At 71.0% G+C, this 12,523-nt stretch carries 13 protein-coding genes; 8 read left to right on the top strand and 5 right to left on the bottom strand.

Translation table 11 applies throughout. The features are described from left to right. Positions 1-357 precede the first annotated feature (357 nt). Positions 358-693, top strand: a complete 336-nt coding sequence (locus ACFVFQ_RS08410) for a YnfA family protein (RefSeq protein ID WP_383410890.1) — start codon at positions 358-360, stop codon at positions 691-693. 305 nt (positions 694-998) lie between these two features. Further along, a complete protein-coding gene (locus tag ACFVFQ_RS08405) occupies positions 999-1,766 on the top strand; it encodes an SDR family NAD(P)-dependent oxidoreductase (RefSeq protein ID WP_383410887.1) in 768 nt (255 codons plus the stop codon). A 332-nt stretch (positions 1,767-2,098) separates the two neighbouring features. Here the strand turns inward: ACFVFQ_RS08405 and ACFVFQ_RS08400 are convergent, their stop codons facing one another. After that, positions 2,099-3,292 carry an RtcB family protein gene (locus ACFVFQ_RS08400; protein ID WP_383410884.1) on the bottom strand — a complete coding sequence of 398 codons (1,194 nt, stop codon included), beginning with the start codon at positions 3,290-3,292 and terminating at the stop codon, positions 2,099-2,101. A 163-nt stretch (positions 3,293-3,455) separates the two neighbouring features. Here ACFVFQ_RS08400 and ACFVFQ_RS08395 point away from each other — a divergent pair, with 163 nt between their 5' ends. Beyond that, the gene (locus tag ACFVFQ_RS08395) at positions 3,456-4,355 is read left to right on the top strand and encodes a hypothetical protein (protein WP_383410882.1); all 900 of its coding nucleotides are present in this window, start codon (positions 3,456-3,458) and stop codon (positions 4,353-4,355) included. A 200-nt stretch (positions 4,356-4,555) separates the two neighbouring features. After that, positions 4,556-5,269, top strand: coding sequence for a DUF3558 domain-containing protein (locus ACFVFQ_RS08390; protein ID WP_383410879.1), 714 nt, complete (start codon positions 4,556-4,558; stop codon positions 5,267-5,269). Between the two features lie 254 nt (positions 5,270-5,523). Here ACFVFQ_RS08390 and ACFVFQ_RS08385 read toward each other — a convergent pair whose 3' ends face one another. Together ACFVFQ_RS08385 and lysS are read right to left on the bottom strand one after the other, a co-directional pair. Further along, positions 5,524-5,760, bottom strand: coding sequence for a hypothetical protein (locus ACFVFQ_RS08385; RefSeq protein WP_383410877.1), 237 nt, complete (start codon positions 5,758-5,760; stop codon positions 5,524-5,526). Between the two features lie 99 nt (positions 5,761-5,859). After that, positions 5,860-7,620: a lysine--tRNA ligase gene (gene lysS / locus ACFVFQ_RS08380; RefSeq protein WP_383410875.1), complete on the bottom strand. Its 1,761-nt coding sequence runs from the start codon at positions 7,618-7,620 to the stop codon at positions 5,860-5,862. Positions 7,621-7,845: 225 nt separating this feature from the next. On the opposite strand from lysS, the gene argS reads away from it, so the two are divergent. Then, positions 7,846-9,600 carry an arginine--tRNA ligase gene (gene argS / locus ACFVFQ_RS08375; RefSeq protein ID WP_383410872.1) on the top strand — a complete coding sequence of 585 codons (1,755 nt, stop codon included), beginning with the start codon at positions 7,846-7,848 and terminating at the stop codon, positions 9,598-9,600. 64 nt (positions 9,601-9,664) lie between these two features. Here argS and ACFVFQ_RS08370 read toward each other — a convergent pair whose 3' ends face one another. After that, a complete protein-coding gene (locus tag ACFVFQ_RS08370; protein WP_383410869.1) occupies positions 9,665-9,865 on the bottom strand; it encodes a hypothetical protein in 201 nt (66 codons plus the stop codon). A gap of 101 nt (positions 9,866-9,966) precedes the next feature. Between ACFVFQ_RS08370 and ACFVFQ_RS08365 the strand changes: the two genes are divergently transcribed. From ACFVFQ_RS08365 to ACFVFQ_RS08355, 3 genes are all read left to right on the top strand, one after another. After that, a complete protein-coding gene (locus ACFVFQ_RS08365) occupies positions 9,967-10,107 on the top strand; it encodes a hypothetical protein (protein WP_383410866.1) in 141 nt (46 codons plus the stop codon). Positions 10,108-10,299: 192 nt separating this feature from the next. Next, on the top strand, positions 10,300-11,127 hold the full coding sequence (locus ACFVFQ_RS08360; RefSeq protein ID WP_383410863.1) for a Scr1 family TA system antitoxin-like transcriptional regulator: 828 nt from the start codon (positions 10,300-10,302) through the stop codon (positions 11,125-11,127). Further along, complete coding sequence (locus ACFVFQ_RS08355) at positions 11,124-11,372, top strand: DUF397 domain-containing protein (protein WP_383410860.1); 249 nt, start codon at positions 11,124-11,126, stop codon at positions 11,370-11,372. Before ACFVFQ_RS08360 ends, ACFVFQ_RS08355 begins: the two co-directional genes overlap by 4 nt. A gap of 130 nt (positions 11,373-11,502) precedes the next feature. Here ACFVFQ_RS08355 and hemB read toward each other — a convergent pair whose 3' ends face one another. After that, positions 11,503-12,495 carry a porphobilinogen synthase gene (gene hemB / locus ACFVFQ_RS08350; protein WP_383410856.1) on the bottom strand — a complete coding sequence of 331 codons (993 nt, stop codon included), beginning with the start codon at positions 12,493-12,495 and terminating at the stop codon, positions 11,503-11,505. Positions 12,496-12,523: the final 28 nt, after the last annotated feature.

The following is a 12,523-nucleotide window of genomic DNA, read 5'->3' as shown; positions in this document are numbered from 1 at the left end:
CGGGGGGCCGCGCACCCGCCGCGGTGGGGGGGGGGGCGGGCGGTGGGGGTGTTCCCCCCACCCCACTCCCGCGCCCCCCCCCCCCCCCGGGCCCCCCCACACCCGGCACCCACCACGGCGAGAGGAAGGCGCACCACCCGGCCCCGAAGCCGTCCCGCCCAACCCCTGAGCCACCAAGCCGCGAGACACGCCCCCGAGCCACGAGCGAGACACGAGCCCACGGCACGAGCCCACGACACGAGCAAGGCACGAGCAAGGCACGAGACGGAGGCGCGAGACGGAGGCACCAGGACACTGAGCGCCCGGATACCGGAGCACCAAGGCACCGGCCCGCCGGCCTTCTCTACGCTGGGCGGCATGCTCATCGCCCGCTCCGCCGCCCTGTTCATCGTCGCCGCGCTCTTCGAGATCGGCGGTGCCTGGCTGGTCTGGCAGGGGGTGCGGGAACACCGGGGCTGGGCCTGGGTCGGCGCCGGGGTGATCGCCCTGGGCCTGTACGGCTTCGTCGCCACGCTCCAGTCGGACGCCCATTTCGGCCGGATCCTCGCCGCGTACGGCGGGGTGTTCGTCGCCGGGTCGCTGCTCTGGGGCATGGCCGCGGACGGCTACCGCCCCGACCGCTGGGACGTCATCGGCGCACTGATCTGCCTCGCCGGCATGGCCGTGATCATGTACGCCCCCCGCGGCCGCTGACCGAACGGGAGCGACCCCGCCCAGGCCCCCGCCCCGGTCCGTCGCACCGGGGACGGCGCCAACTCCCCAGGCACCGAAGCGGCAAGCGCCACACACCCCACCCACCGGCCGCCAACGCACCCTCCACCACTGCATATCCTGATCACAGACGCATCACCCACACCACAGGACGCGTTCCGCACCGCAGGTCGAGCACCACGCTGCCGCCCATGCACCACACCACGGTTCATGCGCCGCGCCACAGTTCGCGTGCCGCACCGCGGCCCGGCTCGCTGTCCACCCACACCGTGTAGAGGGAGAGCAGCATGACCGCCGACACCGCCGGCCTCCGTACCGCCGTCGTCACCGGAGCGAGCAGTGGCATCGGCGCCGCGACCGCCCGGGCCCTGGCCGCCGCCGGTTACCGCGTGGTGCTCACCGCCCGTCGCAAGGACCGGATCGAGGCCCTCGCCGCCGAGTTGCCGCACGCCGAGGCGTACGCGCTCGACGTCACCGACCGCGCCGCCGTCGACACCTTCGCGCGGGAGCTGGACCGCTTCCCCTCCGTCGACGTCCTGGTGAACAACGCCGGTGGCGCGCTCGGCTCGGAGACGGTCGCCACCGGTGACCCGGCCGACTGGCGCGCGATGTACGAGGTCAACGTGCTCGGCGTGCTGCACATGACCCAGGCGCTGCTGCCCGCGCTGACCGCCTCCGGCGACGGCACCGTCGTCGTGCTCTCCTCCACCGCCGGGCACGCGACGTACGAGGGCGGCGGCGGGTACGTCGCCGCGAAGCACGGCGCCCATGTCATCGCCGAGACGCTCCGCCTGGAGCTGTGCGGGCAGCCGGTGCGGGTCATCGAGGTGGCCCCCGGCATGGTCAAGACCGAGGAGTTCGCGACCACCCGCTTCCGCGGCGACACCGACAAGGCGGCCCGGGTCTACGAGGGCGTGGACGCGCCGCTCACCGCGGAGGACGTCGCCGACACCGTCGCCTGGGCGGTCACCCGCCCCCCGCACGTCAACATCGACCTGCTCGTCGTCCGCCCCCGCGCCCAGGCGTCCAACACCAAGGTGCACCGCGGCAATTGAGGCAAGAGCCCGGGGCGGGGCGCCCCAACAGCGCCCCGCCCCAGGCCAGTTCCCACTCCGCCCGGGCCAGTTCCCCCCGCTCCGGACCGACACCCACCCGGACCCACTCGGGAGCGGGCACCCACCCGAGCCGATTCCACATCGGAGCCCGGCCCGGGCCCAGGCAGCCCCCTCAGCCCCAACCCGGGCCGGACAGGGCCCACTCGCCGCGGGGCCAGGCCGACCGAACCACCCCACTCACACCCCACCCCGAGCCAACACACCCCACCCGAGCCAACTCAGGCCCCACCCGGGCCACTCAGGACTGCCCAGGCCCGCCAGCCCCCCGGTGCTCACCCCTTGACGCACACCACCTGCTTGAGCTTGGCGACGACCTCGACCAGGTCCCGCTGCTGGTCCATGACCTTCTCGATCGGCTTGTACGCGCCGGGGATCTCGTCGACGACCCCGGAGTCCTTCCGGCACTCCACACCCCGGGTCTGCTCCTCCAGGTCGCGCGTGGAGAAGCGCTTCTTCGCGGCGTTCCGGCTCATCTTCCGACCGGCGCCGTGCGAGGCGGAGTTGAAGGACGCCGGGTTCCCCAGCCCCCGGACGATGTACGAACCGGTGCCCATCGAGCCGGGGATGATCCCCAGGTCACCGCTGCCGGCCCGGATCGCGCCCTTGCGGGTCACCAGCAGGTCCATGCCGTCGTAGCTCTCCTCCGCCACGTAGTTGTGGTGGCAGGAGATCACCGGCTCGAAGGTCGGCCGGGCCTTGGGGAACTCCTGGCGGACGACGTCCTGGAACAGGGCCATCATCACGTCGCGGTTGTGCCGGGCGTACTCCTGCGCCCAGAACAGGTCGTTGCGGTAGGCCGCCATCTGCGGGGTGTCCGCGATGAAGACCGCGAGGTCGCGGTCGACCAGCCCCTGGTTGTGCGGCAGGTTGCGGGCCTGCTCGATGTGGTGCTCGGCCAGTTCCTTGCCGATGTTGCGGGAGCCGGAGTGCAGCATCAGCCAGACCGCGCCGGTCTCGTCGAGGCAGAACTCGATGAAGTGGTTGCCCGAGCCCAGCGAGCCGAGCTGCTTGGCGGCCCGCTCGTGCCGGAACCTGACCGCCTCGGCGACCCCGTCGAAGCGCGCCCAGAAGTCGTCCCAACCCGCGGTCGCCAGGCCGTGGATCCGGCGCGGGTCGACCGGGTCGTCGTGCATCCCCCGGCCCACCGGGATGGTCCGCTCGATCCGGGAGCGCAGCCGGGACAGGTCGTCGGGCAGGTCGTCGGCGGTGAGCGAGGTCTTGACCGCGCTCATCCCGCAGCCGATGTCCACGCCGACGGCGGCCGGGCAGACCGCGCCGTTCATCGCGATGACGGAGCCGACGGTGGCCCCCTTGCCGAAGTGCACGTCCGGCATGACGGCCAGGCCCTTGATCCACGGCAGCGTGGCGACGTTGCGCAGCTGCTGCATCGCGACGCCCTCCACCGTGGCCGGGTCGGCCCACATCCGGATCGGTACCTGGGCGCCGGGCACTTCGGTGTACGACATGGCTGAACTCTTTCCCCCGGAAATCTTAAAAACGCAATATGCGGACAATACGCCCGATCCTGGACGGCGAGCCGGCGTTCACGGCTCGACGTGCGGTACACATTGTGTCCATCGGCCGCCGCCCGGCGGCAACCACATTTCCGCAGGAGAGGAGCCACGAACGGTGCCGCGCAAATCGTTCGTACCGGGTGCCGCGCTGCTGGTCACCGCAGCCCTGGCCGCCGGCCTCACCGGCTGCTCCGGCGGTTCCGCCACCGACGCCACCGGCGGCGACGGCAAGAGCGGCGACGCCACCGCCGCCAGCCAGTCCGCCCAGCCCGGCCGCTACCAGACCCTGCCGGAGCCCTGCACCCTCCCTGCGCGCAGCACCCTGCGCGACATGCTGCCCGGCGACGGCCAGCAGCCGTCGCAGGCGGACGCGGAGAAGATCCTCGCCGGCCGGGCCGACATCACCTACGACACCGATCGCCGGGTCGGCTGCCAGTGGGCGCGGGAGACCACCGCGGGCACCCGCCACCTCACGCTCGACATCCAGCGCGTGGTCTCGTACGACGCCGCGGTCAGCGACGACGACCGGGCGCAACAGCTCTACTCCGACAAGGAGAAGGCCGCCAAGATCCCGTCCGCCGGCGCCGAGGCCGCCTCGCCCTCGGCGTCCCCGAAGGACCAGCCCTCGGACCAGCCCAAGCCCGGGGACAGCGCCGCGGGCAAGGACACCGGCAAGGACACCGGCGGGAAGAAGGCGGACGGTTCGGCGAACCAGGGCTCGCCGTCGGCCAGCCCGTCCGACACCCCCTCCGCCCCGGCGTCGAACCCCGACGGCTCGCTCGCGCCGCGCGTCCTGGACGGCCTCGGCGACGCGGGTTTCCTCAACGACCAACTGATCACCGCCGACTCCGGCGTGCACCGCGACATCACTGTGGTCTTTCGCACGTCGAACGTCATCGTGACGCTCACCTACGACCAGTGGTCCACGGACAAGACGCGGCTGCCGGAAAGCCAGGAACTGCAGGACAAGGCCCGTTCCCTGGCCGGCGAACTGGCCGACAGCCTCAGCGAATAGCGCCGTAAGGGCGGATCACGCCGAAGAGGAAACTGGCCCCGGTTTCGCCCGATTCGCCCCGTTGACCAATCGCCGCGAAACGACCACTCGCCTCGCTCCGCCGCGTACCGTGCCCTTGGACCCGTCCCGACCGGTGGGGCGGGTCGTCACGCTCCACAAGGGTCCGCAACGACTCGACGACGACGAACAGCGAAGGAACCATGCACCGATCAGCCAAGCGACTCGCCAGCCTCCTCACCTGCGCAGCAGTTCCGGTGCTGCTCGTCGCCGGGTGCTCCGGCTCGGACGGCAAGAGCTCCGGTGGCAGCACTCCCTCCGGCTCGTCCAGCGCCGCGGGTTCCCCGTCGCCGACCGTCGCGGCGGCGAAGTTCAAGAAGCTGCCGAACGCCTGCGAGGCGTTCTCCAAGGACACCATCAACAAGATGCTGCCCAAGGTGAAGGACGCGGCCGGCACCCAGGGCAAGTCCACCGACGCCAACGCCCGCGGGGCCTGCTCCTGGAGCAGCTCGGACGAGCAGGGCGTGGACGGCACCCAGTTCCGCTGGCTGGACGTCGCCTACCAGCGCTACGACTCCGACCCGACCGTCGGCTCCGGCGACAAGCGCGCCACGGACTTCTACACCCAGCAGATCAACGACGCCAAGGGCACCCAGGGCGCCAAGAAGGTCAACGCCGTGGCGACCACCGGCACCGGTGACGCGGCCACCGCCATCACCTACGACATCTCCAAGGACGACAACGACTTCAAGAACACGACGGTCGTGGCGCGCACCGCCAACATCGTCGTGACGGTCAACTACAACGGCGCGGGCATGGCCGGGGCCGACTCCCCCAACGGCAACGACCTGCTGAAGGCCGTCCAGGCCGCCGCCAAGGAGGCCGTCGCCGCGGTGGCCAAGGCCAACGGCGCCTGATCCACCACCGGACCGTCGGAGGAAGGAATCCCTCCGACGGTCCGTGCGGCAAGCGGCTCTGCCCCAGCGGGAGTTGGCACCCCAGGAGCCCTAGGGCGCTTCTGACGGATCTCCGTGGAGGAAGGAGCGGCGTCTGGTGCGTGCGATCGCAAGGCGCCGGGATGGCTTCATAGCGGAGCTATGGGGGCATTTCGGCAACGCCGCGAGCGTGCGTGCCAGACGCCGCGACGCCGCGGAGATCCGTCAGAAGCGCCCTAGGCGCCCTGGCCGTCCAAAGCGCCCTTGGCCGCCTCCTCCGCCTTCTCCTTGCGCTTGCGGTCCCACTCCTCCCAGCCCAACAGGGCGACGCCGACGGCGAAGATGCCGGCGTAGGCGGGCGACGACAGGTCGACGAAGTTGTGCAGCACGCCCCAGGCGCCGTCGGAGAAGACCTGCCCGACGAAGCCCAGGCCGCCCTGGAGCATGACGATGAAACCGATGATTCCCCTCATACGGCCATCGTGACGGGTTCGGCCCCGGGAACCCTCGTTCCCGGGGCCGAACCCGTTCTCGCTCTCAAGGAGGAGCCGCCGCCTTCGGGGCTCCCTTGCTCAGCCGCCCAGCAGCGCCCGGACCCGGTCCGCGCCCACCGCGAGCAGCAGCGTGGGCAGCCGGGGGCCGGTGTCGCGGCCGACCAGGAGGTTGTAGAGCAGGGCGAAGAAGGCGCGCTGGGCGACCTTCAGCTCCGGGGTCGGCTTGGCCTCCGGGGTGAGGCCCGCCTGGACCTTCGGGACGCCGTAGACCAGCGTGGTCAGGCCGTCCAGCGACCAGTGGTCGTCCAGGCCGTCCAGCAGCAGCCGCAGCGCGCCGCGGGACTGGTCGTCCAGGGAGGCCAGCAGCTCGGCGTCCGGCTCGCTGCGGACGACGGTGCGCTGGTCGGCGGGGACCTGGGTGGTGATCCAGTGCTCCGCCTTGTCGAGCCGCGGCCGGGTCTCGTCCAGGGACGCGACCGGGTGCTCCGGGTCCAGCTCGCTCAGGATGCGCAGGGTCTGCTCGTCGTGGCCGCCGGTGATGTCCACGACGGAGGCCAGCGTGCGGTACGGCAACGGGCGGGGCGTGCGCGGCAGTTCACCGGCGGCGGTGCCGATCGCCCGGGCGTACGCCGCGGCGTCCGCGGGCTGCGCGGTGCCGTCCGCGACCTTGGCGACCAGCTTGTCCCACTCGTCGTAGAGCCGCTGGATCTCCTGGTCGAAGGCGATCTTGAAGGACTGGTTGGGCTTGCGGCGGGCGTACAGCCAGCGCAGCAGCGGCGCCTCCATGATCTGCAACGCGTCGCCCGGAGTGGGCACCCCGCCCTTGGACGAGGACATCTTCGCCATGCCGCTGATGCCGACGAAGGCGTACATCGGGCCGATCGGCTGCTCGCCGCCGAACACCTCGCGGACGATCTGGCCGCCGACGACGAACGACGAGCCGGGCGAGGAGTGGTCCACGCCGGACGGCTCGAAGACCACGCCCTCGTAGGCCCAGCGCATCGGCCAGTCGACCTTCCAGACCAGCTTGCCGTGGTCGAACTCGCGCAGCGCCACGGTCTCGGAGTGGCCGCAGGCGACGCACTCGTAGGTCAGGTCGGTGGTCGCGTCGTCGTAGCCGATGACCTTGGTGAAGTCCTTGTTGCAGACCGTGCAGTAGGGCTTGTACGGGTAGTAGCCCGCGCCGCCGGCGCTGCCGTCGTCCTCGGTGGCCGCGCCGGAGCCCTCGGCCGCCTCCAACTCCGCAGCCTCCAAGGCGGCATCGGGCTTTTGCTGCTGCTTCTTCGGCTTGCCGGTCGCCTTGTCCTTGGTGCGGTAGCGGTCCAGGACGGCGTCGATCTCGTTGCGGTGCTTCATCGCGTGCAGGACCTGCTCGCGGTAGGCGCCGGAGGTGTACTGCGCGGTCTGGCTGACGCCGCGGTACGTAACGCCCAGCTCCGCCAGCGCCTCCTCCATGGCGGCCCGGAAGTGGTCGGCCCAGTTGGCGTGGGTGCTGCCGGGCGGGGCCGGCACCGCGGTCAGCGGCTTGCCGATGTGCTCCTCCCAGGACGGGTCGATGCCGGCCGGGACCTTGCGGTACCGGTCGTAGTCGTCCCAGCTCAGGATGTGCACACAGGCGTGGCCGCGGCGGCGGATCTCGTCGGCGACCAGGTGCGGGGTCATCACCTCGCGGAGGTTGCCGAGGTGGATCGGGCCGGACGGGCTCAGGCCCGAGGCGACGACGATCCCCGGTGCGGAAGCGCCTGATGTCACTTTGCCGGGGGCGCGGCGCTCCGCCTCGGCAATGACCTCGTCCGCGAACCTGGAGACCCAGTCGGTCTCGGTGCTCTGCTGAGCCACGATCGGCCCTTCCTCTTCCTGGTGTTCTGCCCGGTACTTTCCCGATGCGCCCACCCGCGCCCCCACGGCGCCGCGCTCTGACACCCGCTGCGCGGGCGGAACGGTCCGGACGGGCACAAGCCTGACGCCGCCCATTGTCCCAGACGCCCGCCGCCCGGAAATTCAGTGGTGGTGCCGTGGGATACTCGGGGCAAACCCTTTCCACCCCAACGGAACGGCAGCTCAATGGCCTCGGTCACCTCCCTGTCAGCTACGGTCAACCAGCGCGTCGCGGACGCCCTCTCGGCAGCCCTGCCGGAGGCCGGCGCCGCGGACCCGCTGCTGCGACGTAGCGACCGGGCCGACTTCCAGGCCAACGGGCTGCTCGCGCTGGCCAAGAAGCTGGGGGGCAACCCGCGGGAGCTGGCCGGCAAGGTCGTCGATCAGCTCGGCTCCGACGACGTTTTGGCCCAGGTCGAGGTCTCCGGCCCCGGCTTCCTCAACCTCACCGTCGCGGACTCGGCGATCACCGGCACGCTCGCCGAGCGCGCCGCCGACGACCGGCTCGGCGTGCCGCGCGCGGCCACCACCGGCACCACGGTCATCGACTACGCGCAGCCCAACGTCGCCAAGGAGATGCACGTCGGCCACCTGCGGTCGGCGGTGATCGGCGACGCCCTGCGCAACATGCTGGACTTCACCGGCGAGAAGACCATCGGCCGCCACCACATCGGCGACTGGGGCACGCAGTTCGGCATGCTCATCCAGTACCTGATCGAGAACCCGGACCAGCTCGCGCCGGCCGCCGACACCGACGGCGACCAGGCGATGAGCAACCTCAACCGCGTCTACAAGGCGTCCCGCGCGGTCTTCGACGCCGACGAGGAGTTCAAGGAGCGGGCGCGCAAGCGGGTCGTCGCGCTGCAGTCCGGCGACGAGCAGACCCTCGCCCTGTGGCAGCGGTTCGTGGACGAGTCGAAGGTCTACTTCTACTCGGTCTTCGAGAAGTTGGACATGGAGATCCGCGACGAGGAGATCGTCGGCGAGTCCGCGTACAACGCGATGATGGCCGAGACCGCGCGGCTGCTGGAGGAGTCCGGCGTCGCCGTGCGCTCCGAGGGCGCGCTGGTCGTCTTCTTCGACGAGATCAAGGGCAAGGACGACAAGCCGGTCCCGCTGATCGTGCAGAAGGCGGACGGCGGCTTCGGCTACGCGGCCAGCGACCTCTCCGCGATCCGCAACCGCGTCTTCGACCTCGACGCCACCACGCTGCTGTACGTCGTGGACGTCCGCCAGTCGCTGCACTTCAAGATGGTCTTCGAGACGGCCCGCCGGGCGGGCTGGCTGGGCGACCAGGTCAAGGCCCACAACATGGGCTACGGCACGGTGCTCGGCGCGGACGGCAAGCCGTTCAAGACCCGCGAGGGCGAGACGGTGCGGCTGCAGGACCTGCTCGACGAGGCCGTCCAGCGCGCCGCCGAGGTGGTCCGCGAGAAGGCCCAGGACCTCACCGAGGACGAGATCCAGGAGCGCGCCGCGCAGGTCGGCATCGGCGCGGTGAAGTACGCGGACCTGTCCACGTCGCCGAGCCGCGACTACAAGTTCGACCTGGACCAGATGGTCTCGCTCAACGGCGACACCTCCGTCTACCTCCAGTACGCCTACGCGCGCATCCAGTCGATCCTGCGCAAGGCCGGCGAGACCCGGCCGACCGCCCACCCGGAGCTCGAACTCGCCCCGGCCGAGCGGGCGTTGGGCCTGCACCTGGACGCGTTCGGCGACACCGTCGCCGAGGCCGCGGCGGAGTACGCCCCGCACAAGCTGGCCGCGTACCTCTACCAGCTCGCGTCGCTCTACACGACCTTCTACGACCAGTGCCCGGTGCTGAAGGCGGACACCGGGCAGCAGGTGGAGAACCGCCTCTTCCTGTGCGACCTGACCGCCCGCACCCTGCACAAGGGCATGGCGCTGCTGGGCATCCGCACCCCCGAGCGGCTGTAGGCGCCCGCCCCACCTTGCAACGCCCGGGCCCCGTACCGCACTTCGCGGTACGGGGCCCGGGCGTTCACGCGCCGTCCGGGACCTCGGTGACCGCGCCGTCCGGCCCGCGCCGGATCCGCACCCACGCCTTCTTGTCGAGCGAGTACCCGTACTGCGGCCGGCCCCCATCGCCACTGGTGCCAAACGGCTGCTTGCCGTCGTCGCCGATGGTCATCGTCCCGTGCCGGCCGCCGCTGGACCAGGCCAACTCCAGGTACCAGCGCACATGGTGGTCCTTGACGGTCGCGTGGACGGAGAAGGTCTCCGGGTCGTGCGCGCTCCGAGTCGCCGGAGGGCACCCACGGGTACCGGGCGCACGAGCTGGGCGTGCTGTTCTCCAACCACACGATGGACGGCAGCGTGGGCGGCTGGGCCCACCCGAAGCTGCCCAACGGCGGCGTCTACGTGGACAGTTCGGCCTTCGTCACCTACTGGCAGACCCACCCGGCCGACGCCCTGGTGTGGTGAGCCAGGTGGTGCGGTGACCCGGTGGTGCGGCGCCACTCGCACCACACCACTGCCCCTCGTACCGAAAATTTCCCCTTCACGACACGAAGGTCGCGCAGCGTCACTAGCCTGAGGCACTAAGTGAGACCGTACTCGGATTTTGTACGGGTTCGTACGGGGTCATTCCGGGTGGGCGTGGGGAGTTAGGCCAGCATGAACTCCAGGAAGCAGCAACGGAAGAAGAACGTCTCCACCATGCGCATGCTGGGCGCCCAACTACAGGCGGCCCGCAAGGCGGCGGGCTACACCCAACGCTCCCTCGCCCAGGAGGCCCTCGTCGACGAGGAGACGATCGCCTCGATCGAACAGGGCAGGCGGCCGCTGCTGCTCGACCTCGCCCGCACCCTGGACGAACTCCTCGACACCAAGGGCCTGTTGGTCGCCGGCGTCGAGAACTTGCCGGAGATCGACCAGTTCCCGCTCTACGCGGAGCAGTACATGGTGCATGAGCGGGAGGCGATCTCGCTGTGCTGGTACGACAACGCGGTGTTGCCCGGCCTGCTCCAGACCAGGGAGTACGCGCGGGCGGTGCTGCGCGAGCGCGTACCGGCGTACGACGAGGACGAGTTGGAGACCAAGACGGCGGCCCGCATCGACCGCCAAGCGATCCTGCAACGCAAGTGCCCGCCAACGATGAGCTTCATCGTGTGGGAACCGGTGCTCCACCTCGGCATCGGGGGCCCGACGGTCCGCCGCAATCAGCTCCGCCACCTGCGCGAGTGCGCCGAACTCCCGGGCCTGTCCCTCCAGTTCCTCCCGATGCGCACCGCCGCGCATGCCGGACTGGACGGCCCTTTCATCCTCCTGGAGACGCCCGACCACCAGCACCTGGCCTATACCGAGGGCCATCGCGGCAGTCAGTGGGTGGCCGACCCTGACGAGGTGTCCGTTCTGGCGCGCAAGTATGCGATGCTGCGGTCACAGGCCCTGACGCCTCACGAATCCAAGGGTTTGCTCGACCGTCTGCTAGGAGTCAAATGAGCACCGCACTTGAGTGGTTCAAGTCGACCTACAGCGGCAGCGAAGGCGGCGCCTGCCTCGAAGTCGCCTACGCCTGGCGCAAGTCCAGCTACAGCAGCGATGAGGGCGGCCAGTGCGTCGAGGTCGCCGCCTGCCCCCACGCCATCCACGTCCGCGACTCCAAGAACGCCCCGGAGGACGGCCCCACCTTCGCCGTCTCCCCGGCGGCCTGGGCGGCGTTCACCACGTACGCCGCCACCCGCTGAGCGGGGCCTCGGCCAGCAGCGCGACGAACGCGTCGTCTGCGTCCTCACCCACGACGACGCGGTCCGCGACTGCGCCTGACGCCTCGTGCGGGGCGCGCGGGCGCGGTCGCGGAGCCGTCATCGGCGCCGGCTAGCCCAGCTTCTGCGCGACCTCCGTCGCCCAGTAGGTGAGGATCATCTGGGCGCCGGCCCGCTTGATGCCGGTCAGGGTCTCCAGAATCGCCTTGTCGCGGTCGATCCAGCCCTTCTCGGCCGCCGCCTCGACCATCGCGTACTCGCCGGAGATCTGGTACGCGGCGACCGGCACGTCCACCTCGTCCGCGATCTTCGCCAGCACGTCGAGGTAGGGCAGCGCCGGCTTGACCATGACCATGTCGGCGCCCTCGTCGAGGTCGAGCGCCAACTCCCGCAGCGACTCACGGAGGTTGGCCGCATCCTGCTGGTAGGTCTTCCGGTCGCCCCGCAGCGACGAGCCGACCGCCTCGCGGAACGGGCCGTAGAACGCCGAGGAGTACTTGGCGGTGTAGGCGAGGATCGACACGTCCTCGTGGCCGGTCTGGTCCAACGCGTCCCGGATGACGCCGACCTGACCGTCCATCATGCCGCTGGGGCCCACCACGTGGGCGCCGGCGTCGGCCTGGACCTGCGCCATCTCGGCGTACCGCTCCAGGGTCGCGTCATTGTCGACCCGCCCCTGGGCGTCCAGCACCCCGCAGTGGCCGTGGTCGGTGTACTCGTCCAGGCACAGGTCCGACATGATCACCAGGTCGTCGCCGACCTCGGCCCGCACGTCCCGGAGCGCGATCTGGAGGATGCCGTCCGGGTCGGTGCCCGCGGTGCCCGCCGCGTCCTTCTTGGCGTCCTCGGGCACGCCGAACAGCATGATGCCGGAGACCCCGGCCTCGACCGCCTCGACCGCGGCCTTGCGCAGGGTGTCCCGGGTGTGCTGGACGACGCCCGGCATGGCGGCGAGCGGTACCGGCTCGGTGATGCCCTCGCGCACGAAGGCGGGGAGGATGAGGTCGGCCGGATGCAGGCGGTGCTCGGCGACCATCCGCCGCATGACGGGGGTGGTGCGCAGCCGGCGCGGCCGCGCCCCCGGATAGCTTCCGTACTTCGTCATGCCCTCCACGCTACGCCCGCCCCACGCC

The organism is Streptomyces sp. NPDC057743 (genome assembly GCF_042798755.1).
GTDB lineage: Bacteria > Actinomycetota > Actinomycetes > Streptomycetales > Streptomycetaceae > Streptomyces.
The sequence above is the reverse complement of the archived record's forward strand: the minus strand, read 5'-3'. Positions and strand labels throughout refer to the sequence as shown.

Bases quoted from the DNA above. Each gene is read 5' to 3' on its own strand.
- ACFVFQ_RS08410 (WP_383410890.1), top strand. From the start codon at position 358: ATGCTCATCGCCCGCTCCGCCGCCCTGTTCATCGTCGCCGCGCTCTTC.
- ACFVFQ_RS08405 (WP_383410887.1), top strand. From the start codon at position 999: ATGACCGCCGACACCGCCGGCCTCCGTACCGCCGTCGTCACCGGAGCG.
- ACFVFQ_RS08400 (WP_383410884.1), bottom strand. From the start codon at position 3,292: ATGTCGTACACCGAAGTGCCCGGCGCCCAGGTACCGATCCGGATGTGG.
- ACFVFQ_RS08390 (WP_383410879.1), top strand. From the start codon at position 4,556: ATGCACCGATCAGCCAAGCGACTCGCCAGCCTCCTCACCTGCGCAGCA.
- ACFVFQ_RS08385 (WP_383410877.1), bottom strand. From the start codon at position 5,760: ATGAGGGGAATCATCGGTTTCATCGTCATGCTCCAGGGCGGCCTGGGC.
- argS (WP_383410872.1), top strand. From the start codon at position 7,846: ATGGCCTCGGTCACCTCCCTGTCAGCTACGGTCAACCAGCGCGTCGCG.
- ACFVFQ_RS08360 (WP_383410863.1), top strand. From the start codon at position 10,300: ATGAACTCCAGGAAGCAGCAACGGAAGAAGAACGTCTCCACCATGCGC.
- ACFVFQ_RS08355 (WP_383410860.1), top strand. From the start codon at position 11,124: ATGAGCACCGCACTTGAGTGGTTCAAGTCGACCTACAGCGGCAGCGAA.
- hemB (WP_383410856.1), bottom strand. From the start codon at position 12,495: ATGACGAAGTACGGAAGCTATCCGGGGGCGCGGCCGCGCCGGCTGCGC.